Consider the following 22514-nt stretch of genomic DNA (forward strand, 5'->3'; position numbering starts at 1 on the left):
CATAAGGCCCCCGGGCGGTGAGGTCCGAGGGCCTTGAGCAGGGCTTACGAGGGGGGCGAAAGCCCTGAATCGGTCAGATTTCGTGGGGTGATCGAGGCGCTACTTGACGTTCTCGCGCTCCATCTCGTCCCCGACCTCGTCCGGCTCGCGGCCGGGGGTCTGGAGGTTGAACTTGGTGATCGCGAACCTGAAGATCGCGTAGTAGACGACCGCGAAACCCAGGCCGATGGGGATGATCAGCCACGGCTTCGTCGCGAGGTTCCAGTTGATCACGTAGTCGATCAGACCGGCCGAGAAGCTGAAGCCGTCCTTCACGCCGAACGCCCACGTCACCGCCATCGAGACACCGGTCAGCACCGCGTGGACCGCGAACAGCAGCGGCGCGATGAAGAGGAACGAGTACTCCAGCGGCTCCGTGATGCCGGTGACGAACGAGGTCAGCGCCACCGAGAGCATCATGCCGCCGATCTCCTTGCGCCGATGCGGCTTGGCGCAGTGGGTGATCGCCAGGGCCGCCGCCGGGAGCGCGAACATCATGATCGGGAAGAAGCCCGTCAGGAACTGACCGGCGTTCGGGTCGCCCGCCAGGAACATGGGGATGTCGCCGTGGACCACCGTGCCGTCCGGCTTCTCGTACGTGCCGAACTGGAACCAGATCGGCACGTTCAGGAACTGGTGCAGGCCGATGACCAGCAGCGCCCGGTTCGCCAGGCCGAAGATGCCCGAACCCCACGAGCCGAGCCCGACCAGCCAGTCGCTGAAGTTCTCCAGGGCGTCGCCGATCGGCGGCCAGATCCACAGGCAGATCGAGGCGAACGCGATCGCCACGAACGTCATGATGATCGGGACGAGACGGCGGCCGTTGAAGAAGCCCAGCCAGTCGACCAGCTTCGTCCGGTGGTACCGCTGCCACAGGTAGGCGGTGAGTAGACCCATGACGATGCCGCCGAAGACGCCGGGGTTCTGGTACGTGTAGCCGGCGAACGATTCGTCCAACCCCAGGCAGCCCCCGACGATGTCCTTCATGCCCGCGGCGCAGTCCTTCGGGAACTGGCGCAGCACCGAGTAGTAGACGAGGAAGCCGACCACCGCCGCCAGCGCGGTCGAACCGTCCGACTTCTTCGCCATGCCGATGGCGACGCCGATGCAGAACAACAGGGGAAGGCCGAGGCTGCCGTCGAGCAGGGCGCCGCCCGCGCCCGCCATCACCTTCGCGACGTTGTCCCAGCCGAGACCCTCGGCACCGAAGACGTCCGGCTGCCCGAGCCGGTTGATGATGCCCGCGGCGGGCAGGACGGCGATCGGGAGCTGGAGGCTGCGCCCCATCTTCTGGAGACCCTGGAAGAGCCCACCCCACACGGACTTCTGCGGCCGCGCCGCGGCGCTTTCGGAACTCATCGGCGTCCTCCCTGCCCGGAACGTGCCGGGTCCGCATCTCGTTGCGCACTGGTGTAGACCAGTTGCGGTAGGCTCCGGGGGCCGCTGAGGACAGGCCGCCGGTGATCGTCATCATTCGGCAGAACGGCGGCACTCGCTCGCGAAGTTGGGCCAACCGTGGGTTACCGTGACAAAGCGGACCGCAGGTGCGCCGAGATTCGCGTTCGCGCGATCGGAACGGACAGGGAGAAACGCATGGCCACCAAGGCTGAGAAGATCGTCGCCGGGCTCGGCGGCATCGACAACATCGAAGAGGTCGAAGGCTGCATCACCCGCCTGCGCACCGAGGTCGTCGACCCCGCCCTCGTCGACGAGGCCGCCCTCAAGGCCGCCGGTGCCCACGGCGTCGTCAAGATGGGCACGGCCATCCAGGTCGTCATCGGCACCGACGCCGACCCGATCGCCGCGGAGATCGAAGACCTGATGTGAGCGTGAGCAAACCGCTCACATCCTGACGAGGGCCCGTTCCGGCAGGGGAACGGGCCCTTCGTCATGTCCCGCTACGCTCGTCCCATGTCTCGCATCGACGGCCGTACCCCCGAACAGCTCCGCCCCGTCACCATCGAACGCGGATGGAGCAAGCACGCCGAGGGCTCCGTCCTCATCTCCTTCGGCGACACCAAGGTCTTCTGCACCGCCTCCGTCACCGAAGGCGTCCCCCGCTGGCGCAAGGGCAGCGGCGAAGGCTGGGTCACCGGTGAGTACTCCATGCTCCCGAGGGCCACCAACACCCGTGGCGATCGCGAATCCGTCCGCGGCAAGATCGGCGGCCGCACCCACGAGATCTCCCGCCTCATCGGCCGCTCCCTGCGCGCCGTCATCGACTACAAGGCCCTCGGCGAGAACACGATCGTCCTCGACTGCGACGTCCTCCAGGCCGACGGCGGCACCCGCACCGCCGCCATCACCGGCGCCTACGTCGCCCTCGCCGACGCCGTCGCCTGGGCCCAGGGCAAGAAGCTCGTCAAGGCCGGCCGCCAGCCCCTCACCGGCACCGTCGGCGCCGTCTCCGTCGGCATCGTCGACGGCGTCCCCCTCCTCGACCTCTGCTACGAGGAGGACGTCCGCGCCGACACCGACATGAACGTCGTCTGCACCGGCGACGGCCGCTTCGTCGAGGTCCAGGGCACCGCCGAGGCCGAGCCCTTCGACCGCAAGGAGCTCAACGCCCTCCTCGACCTCGCCTCCGGCGGCTGCACCGAACTCGCCGCGATCCAGCGCAAGGCGCTCGAAGGAACCCTCTGACGCCTCGCTGCGTCCTGACGGGCAACACGGGCGCACGGAGCCGTACCCGGTACGATCCGTGCGCCCGCACGACCGTCCGTACAGGGGAGGACCCGCCTTGAAGCGCCGTCTCGCACTCACCGTGGCCACGGCCGCCGCACTCACCACCGTCCTGAGTGGCTGCGGAGCCCTCGACACCGCCATGGACTGCGTCAAGACCGCAGACGCGATAGCCACCTCGGTGTCCAACCTCCAGCAGGCCGTCTCCAACGCCTCGAACGACGTGACCCAGATCGAGGAGTCCCTCAACTCGATCTCCACCGAACTCGGCAACCTCAAGAACACCACGGACAACGCCGACCTCTCGAAGGCCGTCGACGACCTCACCAAGGGCGTCGACACCGTCCGCACCGCCGTCAAGAACGGCGACACCACCCCGGACATCACGCCGATCACCGACGCGGCCGGCGAGGTGGCCAAGGTCTGCACCCCGGGCTGACCCGCCCCGGCCCACCCCGGGCCGACCCCCGCCGTCCGGCCCGGATAATCGGGGACATGACCCGTCTGATCCTCGCCACCCGCAACGCGGGCAAGATCACCGAACTCCACGCGATCCTCGCCGACGCGGGCCTCGACCTCGAACTCGTCGGCGCGGACGCGTACCCCGAGATCCCCGACGTCAAGGAAACCGGCGTCACCTTCGCCGAGAACGCCCTCCTCAAGGCCCACGCCCTCGCGCAGGCCACCGGCCTCCCCGCCGTCGCCGACGACTCCGGCCTCTGCGTCGACGTCCTGGGCGGCGCCCCCGGCATCTTCTCCGCCCGCTGGTCCGGCACCCACGGCGACGACCGCGCCAACCTGGACCTGCTCCTCGCCCAGCTCTCCGACATCGACGACGCCCACCGCGCCGCCCACTTCGCCTGCGCCGCGGCCCTCGCCCTCCCCGACGGCACGGAACGCGTCGTCGAAGGCCGCATGCCGGGCACCCTCCGCCACACCCCGACCGGCACCAACGGCTTCGGCTACGACCCGATCCTCCAGCCCCACGGCCACGACGTCACCTGCGCCGAACTCACCCCCGCGCAGAAGAACGCCATCAGCCACCGCGGCCAGGCGTTCCGCGCCCTGGCCCCCCTCGTGAAGCAACTGCTGGGCTGACCCCCGGCATGCGAACGGCCTGCGCATCGATCCTTCGATACGCAGGCCGTTCATGGTGCGGCGGAAGGGATTCGAACCCTCAAGCCCGATCAAGGGCCACAGATCCTAAGTCTGCTGCGTCGCCATTGCGCCACCGCCGCTTGCCGCCTGCCATCGTACCGGGCGGGACTTCGTCGATGGGCTGCGCCCGCACCAGGTGTCAGTCGCCGCATGGCAGTTGGGGCACGGACGGCGAAGGTTCTCCCGCGACGACCCTTCGGGGCGTACCCGGCATGCGGAACGGCCCGCGCCGTCCCTTTCGGGGGTGCGGGCCGTTCGGGCGGAGGTGGGGGCTCAGATGCCGAGGTCGCGGATGATCTTGGCGACGTGGCCGGTGGCCTTGACGTTGTAGAAGGCGTGCTCGACCTTGCCGTCCTCGTCGACGACGACGGTGGAGCGGATGACGCCGGTCACCGTCTTGCCGTAGAGCTTCTTCTCGCCGAAGGCGCCGTACGCCTCCAGGGTGGTCTTCTCCGGGTCGCCGACCAGCGTGACCTTCAGGTTCTCCTTCTCGCGGAACTTCGCGAGCTTCTCCGGCTTGTCGGGGGAGACCCCGATGACGTCGTAGCCGGCGGCGGCGAGGACGTCGAGGTTGTCGGTGAAGTCGCATGCCTGCTTGGTGCAGCCGGGGGTGAGGGCGGCGGGGTAGAAGTAGACGATGACCTTGCGGCCCTTGTGGTCCGCGAGGGAGACCTCGTTGCCGTCCGCGTCGGGAAGGGTGAAGGCGGGGGCGGTGTCGCCGGGCTGCAGTCGCTCGCTCATGGCTGGCTCTCCTCGGAATGTTCGCGTACGCGTTTCAGAGCCTAATGGGGGTCGGGCGCGGCCCCGCGGCGGTGGAACTGACAGACTGACCGGAAACGACCGGATCACGACTACGGAGGCAGCGCGGTGTCGGACGCCAGGACCCCTGCGCAGATCGAGGCGGACATCGTCCGCCGGCGCGAGCAGCTCGCCGTCACTCTCGACGAGATCGGCATTCGGGTGCACCCGAAGACGATCATCGGGGACGCGAAGGCCAAGGTCGCCTCGACGGTCGACCAGACCGCGGGGCGGGCCTTCGTCGCCGTCAACCGGGTCGTGTCGGATGTGAAGGCACGTTTCACCCACGCGGACGGCGCGCCGCGCCTGGAGCGGGTCGTTCCGGCGGCGCTGCTGGCGGTGGCGGTCGTGGGGCTGCTCGCGGCGTCCTCGCGTAAGAGCCGGGGATGACTTCTTCCGGCTACGGCCGACACGCCCGGGCAGGTAGGTTCGAGCCGTGAGCGAGAACACGCACGACAAGCTGCCCATCCGGATGCTGCACGACCGGGTCCTGGTCCGCACCGACTCCCCGGAGGGCGAGCGGCGGTCCGGCGGCGGCATCCTGATTCCGGCGACCGCCGCGGTGGGCCGCCGGCTGTCCTGGGCCGAGGTGGTCGCGGTCGGTCAGAACGTCCGTACCGTCGAGATCGGCGACCGGGTGCTCTACGACCCCGAGGACCGTGCCGAGGTCGAGGTGCGCGGCGTGGCGTACGTGCTGATGCGGGAGCGGGACCTGCACGCGGTGGCCGCGGACCGCTTCCAGGGCGCGACGGACTCGACGGGGCTCTACCTGTAGGGCGCGAGGACCTCGCGCGGGCCCTGGTGACGGGTGTCACCAGGGCCTTTGTGCTTTCTTTGCTAGCCTGGAGACTCCCGACGAGACGCGCCGTACCGGGCTGACGACAAGACGACGCACCCCTTGTTGATCCGTCTCGCGGAGGTGTCCCGTCATGGCCTGGGTTCTGCTCGTCGTCGCCGGTCTGCTGGAAGTCGGCTGGTCCATCGGCATGAAGTACACCGACGGTTTCACCCGTCTCTGGCCCAGTGTGTTCACCGGCGCCGGGATCGTCGCCTCCATGGTGCTGCTGTCGCACGCGGCGAAGACGCTGCCGATCGGTACGGCGTACGGCGTGTGGGTCGGTATCGGCGCGGCCGGTGCGGCGGTGCTCGGCATGGTCGTGCTCGGCGAGCCGGCGACCGCCGCCCGGATCTTCTTCGTCTGTCTGCTGCTCGTCGCCGTGGTGGGTCTGAAGGCGACGTCCGGTCACTGACCCCGGACGGCGGTACGGGCGGGCCGGGGGTCGCGGGACGCGGCTCCCGGCGGCCCCGCCTCGCCCGTCAGGTACTCCTCCTCCGGGCCGTCGGGCACCGGCGGCACGGTCGGCATCTCCTCCGCTCCGGGCATCAGCCGGAGTTCGAAGTCCCTGGGCGCCGTTCCGGCGAGGGCGTCCCGGGTGAACTGGCCCCAGATCGCGGCGGGCGGTCCGCCGCCGCTGACGCGGGGCAGGCCGAGGGCTCCGTAGAGGGATTCCTGGCGGCCCGATTCGGGATCCTGGCCCATGAGGGCGACGACGGTGGCGAGTTCGGGGGTGTAGCCGGCGAACCACGCGGCCTTGTCGTCCTCGGCGGTGCCGGTCTTGCCCGCGGCCGGGCGTCCGGCGGCCTGGGCGGCGGTGCCGGTGCCGGTCTCGACGACGCTCCGGAGGATCGACGTGGTGGTGTCGGCGGCCTCCCTGCTGACGGCCTGCCGGGCGGCGGCGGCGCCGGGCAGGGCGATCTCCCGGCCGCCGCGGGTGACGGCGTCGACGAGCGTGTACGTGCCGTGCCGGCCGTGCGCGGCGAGGGTGGCGTACGCCGCCGCCATGTCGAGGACGCTGGCGGTGGCGGGGCCGAGGGCGATGGACGGGGAGGCGGTGAGGTCGGGTGTGGAGCGGGGTACGCCGAGGGCGATCGCGGTCCGCCGGACGTGCGCGGGGCCGACGTCCACCGCCATCTGGGCGTACACGGCGTTCACGGACAGGTCGGTGGCGGCGCCGACGGGGATCTCGCCGTAGCTGGCCTCGTCCTCGTTGGCCGGGTCGTACAGGCTGCCGTTCCAGCCTTCCACGGGGCGCCGGTTGGTGCCGTCGTACAGGGTGTACGGGGTGATGGGCAGGCCCTGCTGGGTCTGGGCTCCGCTCTGGACGGCCGCCGTGAAGACGAAGGGCTTGAAGGTGGAGCCGACCTGGTAGTCGCGGCGGGTGGCGTTGTTGACGTACTGCTGGGTGTAGTCGATGCCGCCGTACAGGGCGAGGACCTTGCCGGTGGCGGGGTCGACGGCCGCGGCTCCGACGCGGACGTAGCGGTCGGCGGGGGCGCGGGCCGGGTCGAGCCGGGACTGGACCTGGTCCTCGACGGCCTGCACGAGGGCGTCCTGCTTGTCGGGTTCCAGGGTGGTGGTGATGCGGAAGCCGCCGCCGGCGAGGGTCTTCTCGTCGACGATCCCGTGGCCGGTCAGGTACTCCTCGACGGCCTGGACGAGGTAGCCCCGCTGGCCGGCGAGGGCGGTGGCGGGCCGCGCGGTCTGGGGGGCGGGGAAGCGTGCGGCGGCGCGGGCGGCGGGGGTCAGCCAGCCCTCGGTGACCATGCCGTCGAGGACGTAGTTCCAGCGGGCGACGGCCGTGGCGTGGTTCTCGGGGTGGGTGGTGACGTCGTAGGCGCTGGGGGCCTTGAGGAGGGAGGCGAGGTAGGCGCCTTCGGCGGTGTCGAGGTGCTCGACGTCCTTGCCGTAGTAGGCGCGGGCGGCGGCCTGGACGCCGTACGCGTTCCGGCCGAAGTAGCTGGTGTTGAGGTAGCCCTGGAGGATCTCCTCCTTGCTCTTCTCGCGGCCGAGCTTGATCGCGATGAAGAACTCCTTGGCCTTGCGGGTGAGGGTCTGCTCCTGGCCGAGGTAGTAGTTCTTCACGTACTGCTGGGTGATGGTGGAGCCGGACTGGCGGCCTTTTCCGGTCACCGTGTTCCAGGCGGCGCGGACCATGGCCTTGGGGTCGACGGCCCGTGAGGTGTGGAAGTCGCGGTCCTCGGCGGCGAGGACGGCCTGCCGGACGGTGAGCGGGACCTGGTCGAGGCGGACGTTCTCCCGGTTGACCTCGCCGTCGCGGGCGAGGGGGCTGCCGTCGCGGTAGAGGTAGACGTTGGACTGGGCGACGGCGGCGGCGTTGGCGGGCGGGATCCCCACCAGGAGGTAGCCGGCGGCGAAGGCGCCGGCGAGCAGCAGCGTGCCGAGGAGGAACAGCCCGAGCAGCGTCTTCAGGGCGCGGCGGAGGCGGCGGGGTCGGCGGGGGCGCCTCCCGGGCCGCGCGTCCGGCCGCGGGGAGGGGAGGGTGGGGTCCCTCGGTTCCCAGCCTGCTTCCCGGTCCGCTCGGGATGGCCGGGGGGTGTCGCTCGGATCGTCACGCGTACCGGAGGAAGGGGACATGGCATCACATACTGCACGGAAGGTGATGAAAGTCCCGAACGCGACCCGAGTGTGCCCCGAATCCGGCGGAAAATCCGGTCGCGGTGACAGGGCGCGGCCCACTAGGGTCGTGCGCTTCGCCGTGATTCGTACCGGAAAGGGAACTCCATGCTGCGGCTGTACGCGACGGTGGCCGCGGGTGGCTTCCGACGCCATGCCACCTATCGGGTGGCGACGGTGGCCGGGGTGTTCACCAACAGCGTCTTCGGCCTCATCCTGTCGTACACCTACATCGCCCTCTGGGACGAACGGCCGCACCTCGGCGGCTACACGATGGACGACGCCCTCGCCTATGTGTGGATCGGCCAGGCGCTGATCACCGTCTGCGGCCTGATGGGCGGCGGCTTCGAGGACGAGCTGATCGAGCGGATCAGGACCGGCGACATCGCCGTCGACCTGTACCGCCCGGCCGACCTCCAGACCTGGTGGTTCTCGGCCAACGCGGGCCGGTCCGCCTACCAGCTCCTCGGCCGCGGCATCGTCCCGATGACGATCGGCTTCCTCGTCTTCGGCTTCACCCTGCCGTCCGGCCCCGGGACCTGGCCGGCCTTCCTCCTCGCCGTGGCGCTCGGCTCGGTGGTCGGCTTCGCCCTCTGGTACGCCGTCGCGATGAGCGCCTTCTGGCTGCTCGACGGCCAGGGCGTCGTCCAGGTGGCCTGGCTGGGCGGCCTGTTCTTCTCCGGCATGCTGCTCCCGCTGAACGTCTTCCCCGGCACCCTCGGCGAGGTCGCCCGGATGCTCCCCTGGGCCTCCCTCCTCCAGGTGCCCGCCGACGTCTACCTCGGCACCTACCAGGGCTGGGAACTGGCCGGCGCGTACGCCTTCCAGCTCTCCTGGGCCCTGGTCCTCCTCGGCACCGGCCGGCTCGCCCAGGCCGCCGCGACACGCAAGGTGGTGGTCCAGGGTGGCTGAACACGAAGGGACGTACGGCCAGGAGACGTACGGGCCGGGGGCGGTCGGGGCGGGGTCGACAGGGGTGGGGACGTACGGTCCGGGGGCCTACAGGCCGGGGATCCACGACCCGGGGACCCACGGGCCGCCGGCCGGCTCCTGGAGCACGTACCGCATGGTGGCGGGGATGTGGATCCGCTCGACGATGACCTACCGCCTGTCCTTCGCCCTGACGGTCTTCACCAGCTTCTGCGTCACCTTCTTCGACTTCGTCGTCATCCTGCTGATGTTCGGTCAGGTGAAGGGCCTCGGCGGGTTCTCCTTCGCCGAGGTCGCCCTCCTGTACGGGCTGACCGGCACGTCCTTCGGCATCGCGGACCTGACGATGGGCTCGATCCAGCGGATGGGCAAGCGGGTCAGGGACGGCTCGCTCGACACCTTCCTCATGCGCCCCGCCCCGCTGCTCGCCCAGGTGGCGGCGGACAAGTTCGCGCTGCGGCGGTTCGGCCGGGTCGCCCAGGGGCTGCTCGTCCTGGTCTGGAGCCTGCTCCTGCTCGACGTGGCCTGGACGCCGCTGAAGGCCGTCCTGCTGCCGGTCACCGTGGTGTGCGGCGCGGTCATCTTCGCCGCCGTCATGGTCCTCGGCGCGTCGGCGCTCTTCTGGATGCAGGACGCGGCGGAGGTGACGAACTCGTTCACGTACGGCGGGAACACCCTCCTCCAGTACCCGCCGACGATCTTCGCGCAGGAGCTGGTGCGGGGCGTCGTGTACGTCGTACCGCTGGCGTTCGTGAACTGGCTGCCCGCCCTCCACATCCTGGGCCGGCCCGCCCCGGACGGCGTCCCGGACGCGGCCGCGTTCGCGTCGCCGCTGGTCGCGGCCGTCTGCTGCGCGGTCGCCGGCCTCGCCTGGCGCGCCGGAATCCGCTCGTACCGATCGACAGGAAGCTGAGGTCCCGGACCCATGCCCTTCATCGAGTTGGACGGGGTCGAGAAGACCTTCACCGTCCGCCGCAAAGCCGGCCTGTTCCGCCGGGAGAAGCGGGAGGTCCGGGCCGTCGACGGCATCGGCTTCGGCGTGGAGCGCGGCGAGATGGTCGGCTACATCGGACCGAACGGCGCCGGGAAGTCGACCACGATCAAGATGCTCACCGGCATCCTCACCCCGACCGGCGGCCGCCTGCGGGTCGCCGGCATCGACCCGGCGCGCGAGCGCACCCGGCTCGCCCAGCGGATAGGGGTGGTCTTCGGCCAGCGCACCACCCTCTGGTGGGACCTGCCGCTGAAGGACTCCTACCGGCTCGTGCACCGCATGTACCGCGTCCCCGACGCCCGCTTCCGCGAGAACCTCGACCGCTGCGTCGACCTCCTCGACCTGGGAGAGCTGCTCGACGTCCCGGTCCGCCAGCTCTCCCTCGGCCAGCGCATGCGCGGCGACATCGCGGCGGCCCTCCTCCACGACCCCGAGGTCCTGTACCTCGACGAGCCGACGATCGGCCTCGACGTCGTCTCGAAGGCACGGGTACGGGACTTCCTGCGCGAACTGAACACCACCCGCGGCACCACGGTCCTGCTCACCACCCACGACCTCACGGACATCGAGCAGCTCTGCTCCCGGGTCATGGTCATCGACCACGGGCGCCTCATGTACGACGGGGAACTCGCCGGCCTGCACGCCGTCGGCGAGAGCGAACGGCTCCTCGTCGTCGACCTGGAACGCGAGCTGCCCCCGATCACCGACGTGCCCGGCGCCCGCTTCGTACGGTCGGAAGGCCCCCGCCAGTGGCTCGCCTTCCCGGCGACGGCCTCGGCGGCCCCCCTCGTCGCGACGGTGGCGGCCAGGTATCCCCTCCTGGACCTCTCGGTGCGGGAGCCGGACATCGAGGCGGTGATCGCGAAGATGTACGGGGGAACTCGGGACGAGCGCCGGGAGTCCCTGATGTAGGAGGTCGAGTGCATTGGTGAGTTTCTCGTACACAGCGGCGGACGAGGAGAAGAGCAGAGGCGTCCGGCGCATGAAAACGCTGGCGACGTCCCTGCTCGTGGCGGTGGCCGCGGTCTACGCGGTCATGACCTGGGGCCACCACGCGGGCTGGGGCGCCTGGGCGGGCTACGTCGCCGCGGCGGCGGAGGCCGGCATGGTCGGCGCGCTCGCCGACTGGTTCGCCGTCACGGCGCTCTTCCGGCGGCCGCTGGGCCTCCCCATCCCGCACACCGCCATCATCCCGACGAAGAAGGACCAGCTGGGCGCCTCGCTCGGCTCCTTCGTCGGCGAGAACTTCCTCTCGGCGGACGTCGTACGCGGCAGGCTGCACGCCCTCGGCATCGGCCGCCGCCTCGGCGCCTGGCTCGCCGACCCGGCCCACGCCGACCGCGTCACGGCCGAACTCTCCACCGCCCTGCGCGGCGCGCTCACCGTCCTGCGCGACTCCGACGTCCAGGCGGTCGTCGGCGAGGCCATCACCCGCCGCGCCGAAGCCGCCGAGATCGCCCCCGGCCTCGGCAAGACCCTGGAGAAGATCGTCGCCGACGGAGCCCACCACCGGGCCGTCGACCTCGTCTGCACCCGCGCCCACGACTGGCTCGTCACCCACGGCGACTCCGTCATGGACGCCGTCCAGGGCGGCGCCCCCGGCTGGACCCCCCGCTTCGTCGACCGCCGCATCGGCGAACGCGTCTACAAGGAGCTGCTCCGCTTCGTCACCGAGATGCGCGACATGCCCGGCCACCCCGCCCGCGGCGCGATCGACCGCTTCCTCACCGACTTCGCCGCCGACCTCCAGGCCGACACCGACACCCGCGCCCGCATCGAACGCCTCAAGTCCGACCTGCTCGCCCGCCCCGAAGTCCAGGACATCATCACCTCGGCCTGGTCCTCGGTCCGCTCACTGATCATCGCCGCCGCCGAGGACGACCGCAGCCAACTCCGCCTCCGCGCCCGCGCCTCCCTCATCTCCCTCGGCAACCGCCTCGCGACGGACACCCGCCTCCAGTCCAAGGTCGACGGCTGGGCCGAAGACGCCGCCGCCTACCTCGTCACCACCTACCGCCACGAGATCACCTCCCTCATCACCGACACCGTCGCCGGCTGGGACGCCACCCAGACCTCCCGCAAGATCGAGGCCAACATCGGCCGCGACCTCCAGTTCATCCGCATCAACGGCACCGTCGTCGGCGCCCTCGCCGGCCTCCTCATCCACACCCTCAGCCAAGCGGCCGGAGCCTGACACCGCAGCCCGAGCAGGCCCCCCGGCCCCGGCGTCAGCCCTTCCCGCGGGTCACGACCCACGAGGCGACGGCCATGCCACCGGCGACGGAGAACACCGCCGGCCAGGCCCCGATCCTCTTCGCCAGCGGATGGGACCCGGCAAAGGCCCCGACATACGCGACCCCGAGCCCGGCAGCCACCTTCACCCCACCCACCTCCCGCCACTCCCTCACAGCCACCCCACCGGCCGCAGCCAACACAACCCCACCCAGGGGCCGCTTCTTCGTCCACCGCGCCACGGCATACCCCCCGACGAGTCCGACGGCGGCTATGGCGGGGGAGGGGATACGGGGCATGGTGGGGCCTTTCGGGTCGACAGGTCGATTCTTCGAGCCTAGGGCACGGCGAATCGACGCCCTGTGAGGCTCCAGTCGGCTGTGCGCGTCACAATGACCGCCATGAGGGTCCTGGAGACGAATCCGGTCACGAGCTCGCGGATGAGCAGACAGCGCAGCCGGGATACCGGTGTGGAGAAGGCGCTGCGCAGCGCGCTGCACTCCGCCGGGCTCCGCTATCGGGTCCATCGGCGGCCGGTGAAGGGGCTTCGCCGAGAGGCGGACATCGTCTTCGGGCCGGCCAGGGTGGCCGTCTTCGTCGACGGCTGCTTCTGGCACGGCTGTCCGGAGCATGCGACGTGGCCGAAGAGGAACTCCGAGTTCTGGCGGGAGAAGATCGAGAAGAACCGGGCACGGGATGCGAACACCGATGCGCGATTGAAGGAAGCGGGGTGGGTGTCCGTACGGGTCTGGGAGCACGAGAGCCCGAACGAGGCCGCCCCGCGAGTGGCTGCGATCGTCGCGGAGCGGCGAGCGCTCCTGCAGGGTCGGCCGAAGGCTGCGAAAAAGCCCCCGCTTAGCGAGAATTGACAGACTGCAAGCTGTCAAATAGCCGGTGGTAGCCTTTCCGGCGGGTGCGTGTGGCGTGAGCGGCGCGCGGTGCGGGCACCGCAGCGCGGCGATCAGGGCTCGGGGGATGCACATGACGGAACGACAAGCCGAAGAGTTCGGTCCCTGGCTGGAACGCCAGCTCGCAAGGGCCGACATGAAGCAGGCCGACCTCGCTCAGCGCCTCGATCTCACCCGAGCGGCCGTCTCCGCGTGGATCAACGGTCGTGCCGAGCCCCGCGACGAGACCAAGCGGGCCATCGCCGCCGTGTTCGGGATCGATCCCGCCTCGGTTCACGACCGGACGACCGACATCGCTTCGGCACGCCCTCGCCAGTGGCACCATCGACCGGCCCATGCCGACGGCGGGCGTGAGTACGGCAACGCCGCGGCTTTCGCCTTCGACGCCGATCTGTCCGTCCTCGCTCGTGAGGCGACCCAGAACTCGCTCGACGAGCGCCACGACTCCACTGCGCCGGTCCGTGTCCGCTACGTGCTGCACGAGATCACCGGCGAGCACCTCGACGCCTTTCTCTCGGCGGCGCGGTGGGAAGAACTTCGTCCTCATTACGAGGCGGCGGCCGTCGGCGGGCAGAAGGTCTCCCGCAGTCTCCGCGCCGCGCTCGACGACCTCGACGAGGGGCGCTCGCTGCTGCTGCTCCGTGTCGAGGACTACAACGCCGCCGGTCTCACCGGCCCGGAGTACGAGGACGGCCGCTACGCCGCCGTGGTCCGTCGCCAGCTCGACAGCCACAAGCAGGCGGGAGGGCGGGCCGGTGGCTCCTACGGACTGGGCAAGGCCACTCTCTGGGCCACCAGTCGGCTGGGACTCGTTCTCGTCAACTCCACCCTCTCGGCATCCCACGAGGGGCGTGTCGAGCGTCGTGTCGTCGGTCGGCTCGACCTGCCCTGGCACGAGCTCGAAGGCGAGGCGTACGCCGGTCCCGCGTGGTTCGGCGAGACGGAGCCGGGGCCCGTCCACAAGGGCGTGTCCCGATCCTGGTGGGCGGACGAGGACGAGGTGCGTTCCCTCCATCTCGACCGGTCGAGCTCAGACCCGGGTACTTCCTTCCTCATCGTCGGCGCGCACGATGCCTCCGGCGACGCCGAGACCCTCCAGGAAATGCACGACAAGCTCGTGCGCTCCCTCGCCGACGGGTTCTGGGCGACCATGATCGGGGGCAGGACGGCCGGAGCATTGATGGAGGCCAGTGTCACCACCCTCCGCAACGGGCGTGTCCTGGTCTCCGAGGAGCGCGTCGACCCGCACGCGCACCATCCGGCTCTCGGACGTGCCCTGCAGACCTACCTCGACGGGGAGACGGTCCCCGAACTGACCGCCGGCGATCAGGTCGCGCTCGTCGAGGTCCCGCTCGTCGTCTCTCCGCTGAAGGGCCGGGGCCGTGCCCGGGACAAGGGACGGGAACATCGCGCGGTCCTCCTGCTGACCTCGGCCGCGGATCGCGACGAGCGGCACAGTCGGGTCGTCTGCATGCGCGGCAACCGGATGACCGTCACCGAGCAGCGCCCCCGCGAGCTGCCCCTCGGTACGGCCCCCTTTCAGGCCGTGCTGCTCGCCGGCTTCGCGACCGGGCGGGAAGGCGAGGACGTCGAACTCGCGGAAGCCTTCCTGCGGGCTTCCGAGCCGCCGGAGCACGACCGCTGGGACCGTACGGAGGAGCTCACCTCGCTCTACGAGCGCGGCGCTCTCACTCGTCTCAAGGAATTCCGGGCCGAGATCGACAAGGCCGTGCGGAGCCTGGTCGGACGGCGGGAGAGCGCTCGTTCGGAGGGGCCGGCCGCACTGCGCGAGCTGCTCAGGCTGGACGGCGGTGCCGGTACCGGCGGCGGCAAGCGGACGCAGGGCTTCCCCGTCGTCCGCAACGTGGAGGCCCGCGTCGACGACAGCGGCGCCTGGAACGTCACGGTCGGCCTCAAGCTGCCCGATGCCGAGGACCCGTGGGTTCTGACCCCCGTGGCCAAGTTCGACGTACGATCCGGTGGCCGTCCTGCCGTCGGCTGGGCCGTGCTCGCCGCCTCGGACGACTGCCGAGTGGAGAACGGCAACCTCGTCGTCGCCCCCGGTGTCCGGACGGCCGTGTTCACCGGCGTCACCGACCCCGCCACCCACCCCGTTCAGGGCGCTCTCGCACGACTCGTCGTCGATGTCCAGAAGGCCCGCGGAGGAGCGGCATGAAGTCCGTCTACCCCTACCCGACCCTCTTCGGCGACGTCGATCTGGACGTCCTCTCGATCACCGTCGACGGGACGTCCTCACTCCCGTACTCGCACGTGTCCAAGTCCGAACGGACCGTGGCCCTCCACCGCTCCGGCAGGGAGAACTGGGAGCACTGCACACTGCGGCTCCAGGCCACGCTCCCCGAGCCGGAGATCGCCGACGGGCGGTGGACGGACGTCGTCTGTCTGGCAGCACTCACGGAGAAGGCGACGAACGCCCGCACGACCGCGCGCCTGGAGCGGGCAGCCGACGGGACGTGGGGCGGCGGCATCGACCTGCACCGGAGCCGACACCTCGATCGCGCGATGCTCGGCCTGACGGTCGTGGCGACCTGCGACGGGGTCGCAGGAAGGGCCATCGGCGCGACGGCGGAGGACTGGTACGTCGACCTCAAGGGAACGACTCCCGTACGCCGACGCGAGATCGAGATCGTCGAGGCGGACTTCCGCGAAGGACCCGAGCAGTGGCTTCGTCCGTACAAGGACTCGCCCTGGATCGTGGACACCACCGGAGAGGTGCCCACCGTCTATCTCAACACCGGATCCGTCGACGGCCTCGTCGACATGCTCGGCGGCAGCGGGGGCGGCCCGGCCGAGAAGCTCCTGCGCGACGTGACCTCCAGCCAGATCGCCCAGGACGCCTGGACGGCCATGTTCCACACGGCCGTCAGCGCCCTCGACGTCGACGAGGACGGAACTCCCCTCATGCCGACGGGCTGGCGTGAGTCCGTCCTTCGGATGATGTTGCCCGACGTGCTGCCCGGCCGGCAGCTCACCGACGCCCTGTACGACATCGAGGAGCGTCGCACCAAGGGGTTCGGCTGGGCCGAGCTTCAGACGGCCGTGCAGTACGCGGCCGGCAGGAGAAGCCAGATCACGAAGAGGCTGACCAACGCGGTGCGATCCGTCGACGCCGCGGAGAGGAGCGGCAGTCGATGAGCGTCCTTGCCCCCGCCGACCCGCCGGCGGTGTTCGCGCTGTTGCCCGACGCAGCCGTCACCAAGTACCTCGGCCGCGGCATTCAGTCCGGCCTGGAGCTTCCTCCGCAGGTGGCACTGACCCGTGCCTGCGTCGCGTACGACCCTCGAACCGCAGAACGTCGCCGGACCGCACCGGTCCGCGAACTCCTCGACGAGGCGATGCGGCGCTTCGCCGACGATCGAAGCGCCGCCGACGGCTGGCTCGCTCCCCGTCTGCACGCGACCCTCCGGCTGACCCGTGCCGAGGCCGCGGACAGTCGTCTCTGGAACCACCTGGCCATGGTCGTCGCCCCCGACTACGTCGTCTGGCGCCACAGGGGCCCCGACACCGCCGACGGCCGCGGCATCGCCACCGCCGCCCGCTTCAGCGGTCCCCACTACACCCAGTCGTTCTCCCGGCTCTGGTGGGCGGCGGAACTCTTCCGCGACGGCGACGACTACGCCCCGGTCGTCACCGCCTGTCGGAACCAGGACGTCCTCAACACCACGCTGCGCCTGGACGTCATCGATCACCGTCCCACCGCCCAGGCGATGATCCGCGTCATCGGCGGCTTCCTCGACGCCGGAGTCCCTCGTCCCGGCGACCATGTCAACGCCTTCTCCGCCGCCGTGAACGCGGCCGGCAGCACCCTCGTCTACGACGTGATGGCACGGGACGTCGATCCCGACGCGGACGAGTTGCTCGAATGGATCGATGCGGGTTCCGGTGCGGTGGTCGGCTGGGAGCGACTGCCGGAAGGCCCCTCCGACGGACGCGTCAAGCCGGACGCCGTCGACGCGTTGATCCCGCTCTTCGAGAAGCTGCGGGTCGAGGCACCGCTCCGAAAGAGGACTTCCGCCGGGGAGGACAGGCAAGCGGACGTGTCCGTTCCTGCTCCCCGGGCCCCCGGGGTGGTGCTGTCGAAGCCCTCCGACTTCGTCTGACCGCCTGCTCAGCCCTCGGGATCGCTCGCGTATTCCTTCGCGGTGCCGAGGGCCGCCGTCAGGACCGCCTTGCCCAGCAGCGGCGGAATGGCGTTGCCGACCTGCTGGGCGATCGCCCTGCCGGACCACGGGTAGTCGCGAGGGAACGTCTGCAGCACGCCCGCCTCGTGCGCCGAGAAGCGCGGAAGCTCTCGGCCGTCGGTCGCGACGACCCGGTTGCGCGAGACCTTGCCGGTGACCGTGAACGCGGGTTCGCCGGAGGTTCGACGCCCGCGGCTCCTGGGGTCGCCCCCGGTCCCGTAGTTCGAGACGACCTCGAAGGGCGTCGGTCGATCGAGGACCTCGGCCATGGAGACCCACGGCTTCAGGTCGGGATCGCCCTGATCCTGGGGAACACCCTTGCGGTACAGACGGTGAGTGGGCTCCGGCAGCTCCGCGATGCGGTTGAGCCGGGCCACGAGGATCGCGCGGCGGCGGGTCTGAGGGACGCCGAACTGCTCCGTGTGCAGCACCTTCGGCTTGGCCACCCAGTATCCGTTCGCGGACAGCACCTTCGCGTACTCCTCCCAGACGGGAAGGACCGCGGGCACCTGCTCCAGCACGATCGCCTCGTAGGGCCGCCCGTCACGGAGCGCTTCCAGGGCCCAGCGCAGCGGTTCCAGGACCAGGCCGGTACGGTCGTCGTCGAGTACGGCGAGCTTGGAACGGACGTCCTCGCCGCGCGCCATCCCCCGGACGAATCCGATCACCTCGTCCAGGGCACGACGACCCGCTCCGGTGCCGGCCACGGTGAACGTCTGGCACGGGGGTCCGCCCGCCAGCACGGTCGCGTTCGGGAACTTGTGAGGGCCGAAATCCCGTACGTCGCCCTGCAGGGTGAGGAGGCCGGCCTCGGCCCGGGTGTCGCACGCGTCCTGATCGAACTCGATTCCCGTCACCTCGTAGCCGAGGTCGCGTGCCGCCACGTCGAGCCCGCCGGGCCCGGCGAACAAGTCGACAATCTCGGGGCGTGGCACGGTGGTCTCCAGGGGATGGTGTGTTCGTCAAGGGGACCGGGGACCCCGCAGCGCTACAGGTTACCCGGCGTGGCCGACCGAGCGGCTCGGCTGTCGGGCGTCGCCCCCGATCGGCCGGAGGTGATGCGTTCCGTACATCGAAGTCAGCATTCCAGAGCCGTTCCGATCGCCTCGCCGAGCGCCCGCCCGACCGGTGGAGGAGTGGCGTGGCCCACCTGCCGGTACCGCGCGGTCTTGCGGCCCGCGAAGTGCCATTCCGGTGGAAAGCCCTGCAGGGCGGCGGCCTGGGGCACGGTGAGGGGCATCATCCCCGGGCGTCCGAGCGACGGATCCCAGTCGAAATCCGGCCCCGGCACGTCGTCGGCCACCGTGCCACCGTCGACGCCCATGCGTGCCCAGGCACGCTTGCTGCCCGTCGGTCCCAGGTCCGCACCGCCGCGATTCCAGGAACCTCCGACCAGTGTCGGGGCCGGGCGATCGGCCTGAGCGGCCCACGAGGCGGCCTGGGGCCAGCCGCGGGCCGCCATCGAGGAGCCCAGCACCTCCCCGACCGTCCGATGTCGTGTGACGGAGGCCATGGGAGGAGTGAAGGAGTCCAGACGTCCATCCCTGAAAGCGACGACGACCCCCTCTTTGCGATCTTGCGCCACTCCGAAATCGGCGGCGTTGAGCACGAACCAATGAATGTCGTAGCCGAGGTGGACGAGTTCCTCGGTGATGTACTCCCGGATAGGGCCGTACGCCGCCTTGGTCACGAGATCGGGGACGTTCTCGATCAACAAGGCGCGTGGCCGGACGCCGTGCATGAGCATGATCGTGGCCTTCAGCGCCTCCAGTTCGTCGTCCCTTTCGGGACGGTGCACGGAGGCGGTGGCCTTGACGCGGGGGAGCCCGGCCGCGAGCAGGTCCACGTCGTAGGTCTGCTGATGCTCGACGGGATCGAAATCGAGGAGGTCGAGATCGAGGACGTCCCAGGCGGGCCTGTTCGCACGGAGCGTGTCACAGGCCACGGTCCTGTTGTCGAGAAGGAGCACAGGATCGAAACCCGCCTGCTCCAACCCGAGGGCGAGACCTCCGGCGCCGGCGCAGACGCCGACGCTCCGCAGGCGGGCCGTCGTGGTGGCCATCCCGTTCCCCGTCCTCATCCGAGTCCCGCAGCCGCTCCGGAGGCCGTGTCGATGATGGCGACCCCCTCCTGAGAGGAGTCGACGGTCGTGAAGCGCAACACACGACCGTCGTCGCTGCGGGCCGAGGCCGGTGCGACGAAGCCGAAGGCCATCACGACCCGGCTCGGATCGAGCGAAACGCCCTCCACGAGGGTGGCTCGGTGCTCGGGCTCGACGATCGGGTACAGGACGATCACGCCGCGGCGCGGGGCGACCAGGCTCTCGACGCCCGCGTCGCCGGCATCGGTGAGCGAGCCCGCGATGCGCAGGGCCGCCGCACGGTGCTTGACATCGCTGATGGCGCCGAAGAGCGGGGCACGGCGACGGTCACGGGCGAAGTAGGAGTAAGGACGCCCATCGGCCGCCAGCCGGATCCGCTTGCCCGGCTGGGCGTGCTGCGGAGCGAGCACGATCCAGTCGTCCACCTGGGCGGTGCCGCCCGCGGTGATCTCCCGCAGATAGTCCAGGTGCGGGGCGAACTGCGAAGGGGCGCCCCACCGCACTCCTGACACCAGGGCGAGCAGCTCCGCGGAGCCGATCCGGCCCGTGAGCGCGGAGAAACGATGGGTGACGTCCTTCTCGCGCAGGTGGTACGAGAGCTGTGCCGGCTCCGCCGACAAGGAGTCCAGGACGGGCGTCCACAGGCCGGTGTTGTGGCGGAGGTCGACGGCCCTCGTCGGGTAGGCCGTGGGTTCCTGCCACTCACCGGGAGAGCGGACGGTGACCAGGCGGGAGTTGTACATCTTGTTCGGGCTCGTCGGCTTGAGCCACGGGATGTGCTGCCATACGAGGGGTGGCACCCTGTCCGGGGTGACCTGCGGACGGCCGTCGACGGTCACCGAGTACTGGGCCAGCTCCGCCCGGAACGCCTCTTCGTCCCGGCAGATCGCCTCGAAGCCTTCGTACAGGTCGATCTCCTTCTTCCCCATGGTCTCCTGGCGTCCCAGGTAGAGACGGACCAGGTCCCGGTATCCCTCGCGGAAGCCGAACCAACGGCCCATCTGCATGAGGGTGGAGGCGTTTCCGGCCCGACGCCGGAAGTACGAGACGGTCAAGCCTTCCACGGTGAACCCGCGGGCCAGCTTCTGTCCGCCGATGAGGATCTTCCAGATCGACCGCTTGTCGAAGTCGGCCTCGCCGGTCTCGATGTCCTTGTCGCCGTTGACCACGATGATCGGCTTGTCGTCACCGCCGATCCGGATTGCGGCGGGACCGATGAACGGCGCGAGCTCCTCGAACGAGGACGGCACGGCCTGACCGTCGGCGCGCACGGCGGAGACGGGGGCGATGTCCGTGTCGAAGAGGTGGCGCAGCCGCTCGCGGCCGGCGGGGCCGAGGTAGCCGGCGTTCCACCACAGCCGGGTGACGCGACCGAGCAGCTCTCGATGGTCGTCCTGCCGAACGGACTCGTGGATCAGCATGGTGTGGTGCTGGAAGTAGCGATCGCCGAGACCGCCCTTGTCCTCGCGGTACAACTTCATCGCCGCGGTCAGCACGAACATGTCCATGGCGCCTTCGAGGCAGGCGTCGTCCTCGTCGCCCTCGTCGCCTCCCTCCACCACGATGGAGCGGACGTGCGCCCTCTCGTTGGAGTTCACGAACGTCCGCTCCTCGTCGGTCAGATCCGAGTCGAGGTCGTGGAAGTCACGGGCGCCCATGTATCCGTCCGGACGCGGCAGGGAGATGATGAAGTCCTTCGGGAAGATGTCCTCGGTGTCGCTGGGGTCGATGAAGACGTTCGCGAAGGGCGTCGCCGTGTAGCCCACGTACTGGGCGCGCGGCAGCATCCGCAGCAGTTCCGAGATCTTCTGGTTGATCGCGGTCCGCTCGGCGTTCGGCTTGGCCAGGTCGGTCGTGTTCACCGATGCCTCGTCGGACTCGTCGTCCACGATCAGGACCGGGATCTCGGCGAGGGGCGTCTGGATCTTCCGCAGGTCCTTGACCAGCTTTTCCAGGACCCTCTTGTTCTTCTTGACGACCATCAGGCGGGCCGCCGCCCGGTGCAGGTTGCGCGGGTCGTACAGGGGGAGGCCGGGTTCCTGCTTGTCGGCTTCGAGGGCGGCGATCCCCATCTGGAGGCTCTGGTAGTCGACGTCGCGGGTCGTCATCCGGTGGATGTCGAAGGCGCCGAGCGATGAGGGCATCGCTCCGAAGGCGGCGAACTTGCCCTGGCTCCAGGCGGGGTCGTCGGCGTAGTCGGACTCGTACTCGTTCCCGCCGCGCAGGATGTTCTCGCGGCCCACCAGCTCCATGTCCAGGCGGCGTTGGGTCTGCGCGCGCAGCATGTTGAGCGTGCCGCCCAGGACGATCACGAGTCGGTAGCCGGCGTCGATCGCCTTGGCGATGACACCGGCGAAGTTGGCGGTCTTGCCGGATTGGACGTAGCCGACCACCAGCCCCTTCGACTGGTACGCCTCGGCCGCCGTCGGGTCGGCCAGTCGCTCCACGACGCGGTCGGACGCCTCGTCGAGCCCGGCGACGATGTCCTCGGGCCATCCCTTGTCCACCAGCAGCTTGCGATACGCGGGCCAGTACCAGGGGCGACCCTGGAGCGACTGAGGCGTGTACCAGATCTTGTGCTCGGTGCTGATGACGACCGCTCCGGCGGCCTTGGACACGGGGACGAGGGCATCGAGCAGCTTGCCGGTCTCGTCACCGAGGCCGAGCAGCGTGTACACGTCGGCCCGCCGCTCGTCCGTACGGGGAAGGTGGGACGACCACGCCACCTTCTCGTTGTAGTCCCAGCGAGTGAGCTGCTTGCGCCATGTCTCCACCAGCCGGTCGGTGGCGGCCGCCGTGCGGAGCACGGACAGGAAGTCCGCCTCGGTGGTGTACTCGAAGGCTCCCGCCTGCAGGTCCTCGGCCTGGTACTCCAGGGCGCGGACCAGTCGCTTCGGCTTGCCCGAGCTCATGTCGCCGAGTGCGCGGTGGTGCAGGTCGAGACGGATGTCGGCGGCGCTGTCGGGGCTCGTCATCGGTGGTTCCTCGGCTGTCG

At 70.2% G+C, this 22514-nt stretch carries 22 protein-coding genes, 1 tRNA gene and 1 riboswitch; of the genes, 15 read left to right on the forward strand and 8 right to left on the reverse strand.

What is annotated here, in order from left to right; genetic code table 11:
- Positions 1 to 99: 99 nt before the first annotated feature.
- Positions 100 to 1398 carry a PTS transporter subunit EIIC gene (locus tag ACFVZH_RS31060; RefSeq protein ID WP_384902507.1) on the reverse strand — a complete coding sequence of 433 codons (1299 nt, stop codon included), beginning with the start codon at positions 1396 to 1398 and terminating at the stop codon, positions 100 to 102.
- A gap of 210 nt (positions 1399 to 1608) precedes the next feature.
- Between ACFVZH_RS31060 and ACFVZH_RS31065 the strand changes: the two genes are divergently transcribed.
- The 4 genes from ACFVZH_RS31065 to rdgB all read left to right on the forward strand — a co-directional run bounded on the left by ACFVZH_RS31065 (position 1609) and on the right by rdgB (position 3819).
- Positions 1609 to 1866, forward strand: a complete 258-nt coding sequence (locus ACFVZH_RS31065) for a glucose PTS transporter subunit EIIB (protein ID WP_384902591.1) — start codon at positions 1609 to 1611, stop codon at positions 1864 to 1866.
- A gap of 84 nt (positions 1867 to 1950) precedes the next feature.
- Complete coding sequence (rph, locus tag ACFVZH_RS31070) at positions 1951 to 2682, forward strand: ribonuclease PH (RefSeq protein WP_384902508.1); 732 nt, start codon at positions 1951 to 1953, stop codon at positions 2680 to 2682.
- 97 nt (positions 2683 to 2779) lie between these two features.
- Positions 2780 to 3160, forward strand: a complete 381-nt coding sequence (locus ACFVZH_RS31075; RefSeq protein ID WP_384902510.1) for a hypothetical protein — start codon at positions 2780 to 2782, stop codon at positions 3158 to 3160.
- A 56-nt stretch (positions 3161 to 3216) separates the two neighbouring features.
- Positions 3217 to 3819, forward strand: a complete 603-nt coding sequence (gene rdgB, locus ACFVZH_RS31080; protein WP_384902512.1) for an RdgB/HAM1 family non-canonical purine NTP pyrophosphatase — start codon at positions 3217 to 3219, stop codon at positions 3817 to 3819.
- Positions 3820 to 3872: 53 nt separating this feature from the next.
- On the opposite strand, the gene ACFVZH_RS31085 is transcribed toward rdgB, so the two are convergent.
- Together ACFVZH_RS31085 and bcp are read right to left on the reverse strand one after the other, a co-directional pair.
- Positions 3873 to 3959: transfer RNA gene (locus ACFVZH_RS31085), tRNA-Leu, on the reverse strand.
- Positions 3960 to 4152: 193 nt separating this feature from the next.
- A complete protein-coding gene (bcp, locus tag ACFVZH_RS31090) occupies positions 4153 to 4620 on the reverse strand; it encodes a thioredoxin-dependent thiol peroxidase (protein ID WP_384902514.1) in 468 nt (155 codons plus the stop codon).
- A 126-nt stretch (positions 4621 to 4746) separates the two neighbouring features.
- Between bcp and ACFVZH_RS31095 the strand changes: the two genes are divergently transcribed.
- From ACFVZH_RS31095 to ACFVZH_RS31105, 3 genes are all read left to right on the forward strand, one after another.
- Positions 4747 to 5067: a DUF3618 domain-containing protein gene (locus tag ACFVZH_RS31095; RefSeq protein WP_384902515.1), complete on the forward strand. Its 321-nt coding sequence runs from the start codon at positions 4747 to 4749 to the stop codon at positions 5065 to 5067.
- Positions 5068 to 5113: 46 nt separating this feature from the next.
- Positions 5114 to 5452, forward strand: coding sequence for a co-chaperone GroES (locus tag ACFVZH_RS31100; protein WP_017237090.1), 339 nt, complete (start codon positions 5114 to 5116; stop codon positions 5450 to 5452).
- A 52-nt stretch (positions 5453 to 5504) separates the two neighbouring features.
- Positions 5505 to 5573, forward strand: a riboswitch (guanidine-III (ykkC-III) riboswitch).
- A gap of 33 nt (positions 5574 to 5606) precedes the next feature.
- Positions 5607 to 5927, forward strand: coding sequence for a multidrug efflux SMR transporter (locus ACFVZH_RS31105; protein ID WP_093800677.1), 321 nt, complete (start codon positions 5607 to 5609; stop codon positions 5925 to 5927).
- On the opposite strand, the gene ACFVZH_RS31110 is transcribed toward ACFVZH_RS31105, so the two are convergent.
- Positions 5921 to 8113 carry a transglycosylase domain-containing protein gene (locus ACFVZH_RS31110; protein ID WP_384902517.1) on the reverse strand — a complete coding sequence of 731 codons (2193 nt, stop codon included), beginning with the start codon at positions 8111 to 8113 and terminating at the stop codon, positions 5921 to 5923. The genes ACFVZH_RS31105 and ACFVZH_RS31110 overlap by 7 nt on opposite strands.
- A gap of 150 nt (positions 8114 to 8263) precedes the next feature.
- Here ACFVZH_RS31110 and ACFVZH_RS31115 point away from each other — a divergent pair, with 150 nt between their 5' ends.
- The 4 genes from ACFVZH_RS31115 to ACFVZH_RS31130 all read left to right on the forward strand — a co-directional run bounded on the left by ACFVZH_RS31115 (position 8264) and on the right by ACFVZH_RS31130 (position 12270).
- The gene (locus tag ACFVZH_RS31115; protein ID WP_384902593.1) at positions 8264 to 9064 is read left to right on the forward strand and encodes an ABC transporter permease; all 801 of its coding nucleotides are present in this window, start codon (positions 8264 to 8266) and stop codon (positions 9062 to 9064) included.
- A gap of 154 nt (positions 9065 to 9218) precedes the next feature.
- Entirely contained in the window at positions 9219 to 9995 is a 777-nt protein-coding gene (locus ACFVZH_RS31120; RefSeq protein WP_384902595.1) for an ABC transporter permease, read from the forward strand.
- A gap of 12 nt (positions 9996 to 10007) precedes the next feature.
- On the forward strand, positions 10008 to 10988 hold the full coding sequence (locus ACFVZH_RS31125) for an ATP-binding cassette domain-containing protein (protein ID WP_384902519.1): 981 nt from the start codon (positions 10008 to 10010) through the stop codon (positions 10986 to 10988).
- Positions 10989 to 11058: 70 nt separating this feature from the next.
- Positions 11059 to 12270 carry a DUF445 domain-containing protein gene (locus ACFVZH_RS31130; RefSeq protein ID WP_384902521.1) on the forward strand — a complete coding sequence of 404 codons (1212 nt, stop codon included), beginning with the start codon at positions 11059 to 11061 and terminating at the stop codon, positions 12268 to 12270.
- Between the two features lie 34 nt (positions 12271 to 12304).
- Here ACFVZH_RS31130 and ACFVZH_RS31135 read toward each other — a convergent pair whose 3' ends face one another.
- Positions 12305 to 12607 carry a hypothetical protein gene (locus tag ACFVZH_RS31135; protein WP_384902524.1) on the reverse strand — a complete coding sequence of 101 codons (303 nt, stop codon included), beginning with the start codon at positions 12605 to 12607 and terminating at the stop codon, positions 12305 to 12307.
- Between the two features lie 102 nt (positions 12608 to 12709).
- On the opposite strand from ACFVZH_RS31135, the gene ACFVZH_RS31140 reads away from it, so the two are divergent.
- The 4 genes from ACFVZH_RS31140 to ACFVZH_RS31155 all read left to right on the forward strand — a co-directional run bounded on the left by ACFVZH_RS31140 (position 12710) and on the right by ACFVZH_RS31155 (position 17337).
- Positions 12710 to 13177, forward strand: a complete 468-nt coding sequence (locus ACFVZH_RS31140; protein ID WP_384902526.1) for a very short patch repair endonuclease — start codon at positions 12710 to 12712, stop codon at positions 13175 to 13177.
- Between the two features lie 112 nt (positions 13178 to 13289).
- A complete protein-coding gene (locus ACFVZH_RS31145; RefSeq protein ID WP_384902527.1) occupies positions 13290 to 15392 on the forward strand; it encodes a helix-turn-helix transcriptional regulator in 2103 nt (700 codons plus the stop codon).
- Complete coding sequence (locus tag ACFVZH_RS31150; RefSeq protein ID WP_384902529.1) at positions 15389 to 16372, forward strand: hypothetical protein; 984 nt, start codon at positions 15389 to 15391, stop codon at positions 16370 to 16372. Before ACFVZH_RS31145 ends, ACFVZH_RS31150 begins: the two co-directional genes overlap by 4 nt.
- Positions 16369 to 17337: a DUF6339 family protein gene (locus tag ACFVZH_RS31155; RefSeq protein ID WP_384902531.1), complete on the forward strand. Its 969-nt coding sequence runs from the start codon at positions 16369 to 16371 to the stop codon at positions 17335 to 17337. Before ACFVZH_RS31150 ends, ACFVZH_RS31155 begins: the two co-directional genes overlap by 4 nt.
- Positions 17338 to 17345: 8 nt before the next feature.
- Here ACFVZH_RS31155 and ACFVZH_RS31160 read toward each other — a convergent pair whose 3' ends face one another.
- The 3 genes from ACFVZH_RS31160 to ACFVZH_RS31170 form a co-directional block, all read right to left on the reverse strand.
- Complete coding sequence (locus ACFVZH_RS31160; RefSeq protein ID WP_384902533.1) at positions 17346 to 18353, reverse strand: DNA cytosine methyltransferase; 1008 nt, start codon at positions 18351 to 18353, stop codon at positions 17346 to 17348.
- 143 nt (positions 18354 to 18496) lie between these two features.
- Positions 18497 to 19480, reverse strand: a complete 984-nt coding sequence (locus ACFVZH_RS31165; protein ID WP_384902535.1) for a DNA cytosine methyltransferase — start codon at positions 19478 to 19480, stop codon at positions 18497 to 18499.
- Positions 19481 to 19494: 14 nt separating this feature from the next.
- Positions 19495 to 22494: a Z1 domain-containing protein gene (locus ACFVZH_RS31170; protein ID WP_384902537.1), complete on the reverse strand. Its 3000-nt coding sequence runs from the start codon at positions 22492 to 22494 to the stop codon at positions 19495 to 19497.
- Positions 22495 to 22514 lie beyond the last annotated feature (20 nt).

This window comes from Streptomyces sp. NPDC059534 (assembly GCF_042743475.1).
Classification (GTDB): Bacteria; Actinomycetota; Actinomycetes; order Streptomycetales; family Streptomycetaceae; genus Streptomyces.

What these genes read in the sequence shown, in the direction of transcription:
- ACFVZH_RS31150 (WP_384902529.1), top strand. Translation starts at nt 15,389, where the DNA reads ATGAAGTCCGTCTACCCCTACCCGACCCTCTTCGGCGACGTCGATCTG.
- ACFVZH_RS31110 (WP_384902517.1), bottom strand. Translation starts at nt 8,113, where the DNA reads ATGTCCCCTTCCTCCGGTACGCGTGACGATCCGAGCGACACCCCCCGG.
- ACFVZH_RS31165 (WP_384902535.1), bottom strand. Translation starts at nt 19,480, where the DNA reads ATGGCCACCACGACGGCCCGCCTGCGGAGCGTCGGCGTCTGCGCCGGC.
- rdgB (WP_384902512.1), top strand. Translation starts at nt 3,217, where the DNA reads ATGACCCGTCTGATCCTCGCCACCCGCAACGCGGGCAAGATCACCGAA.
- ACFVZH_RS31135 (WP_384902524.1), bottom strand. Translation starts at nt 12,607, where the DNA reads ATGCCCCGTATCCCCTCCCCCGCCATAGCCGCCGTCGGACTCGTCGGG.
- ACFVZH_RS31140 (WP_384902526.1), top strand. Translation starts at nt 12,710, where the DNA reads ATGAGGGTCCTGGAGACGAATCCGGTCACGAGCTCGCGGATGAGCAGA.
- bcp (WP_384902514.1), bottom strand. Translation starts at nt 4,620, where the DNA reads ATGAGCGAGCGACTGCAGCCCGGCGACACCGCCCCCGCCTTCACCCTT.
- ACFVZH_RS31125 (WP_384902519.1), top strand. Translation starts at nt 10,008, where the DNA reads ATGCCCTTCATCGAGTTGGACGGGGTCGAGAAGACCTTCACCGTCCGC.
- ACFVZH_RS31120 (WP_384902595.1), top strand. Translation starts at nt 9,219, where the DNA reads ATGGTGGCGGGGATGTGGATCCGCTCGACGATGACCTACCGCCTGTCC.
- rph (WP_384902508.1), top strand. Translation starts at nt 1,951, where the DNA reads ATGTCTCGCATCGACGGCCGTACCCCCGAACAGCTCCGCCCCGTCACC.
- ACFVZH_RS31060 (WP_384902507.1), bottom strand. Translation starts at nt 1,398, where the DNA reads ATGAGTTCCGAAAGCGCCGCGGCGCGGCCGCAGAAGTCCGTGTGGGGT.
- ACFVZH_RS31170 (WP_384902537.1), bottom strand. Translation starts at nt 22,494, where the DNA reads ATGACGAGCCCCGACAGCGCCGCCGACATCCGTCTCGACCTGCACCAC.
- ACFVZH_RS31105 (WP_093800677.1), top strand. Translation starts at nt 5,607, where the DNA reads ATGGCCTGGGTTCTGCTCGTCGTCGCCGGTCTGCTGGAAGTCGGCTGG.
- ACFVZH_RS31155 (WP_384902531.1), top strand. Translation starts at nt 16,369, where the DNA reads ATGAGCGTCCTTGCCCCCGCCGACCCGCCGGCGGTGTTCGCGCTGTTG.
- ACFVZH_RS31145 (WP_384902527.1), top strand. Translation starts at nt 13,290, where the DNA reads ATGACGGAACGACAAGCCGAAGAGTTCGGTCCCTGGCTGGAACGCCAG.
- ACFVZH_RS31130 (WP_384902521.1), top strand. Translation starts at nt 11,059, where the DNA reads ATGAAAACGCTGGCGACGTCCCTGCTCGTGGCGGTGGCCGCGGTCTAC.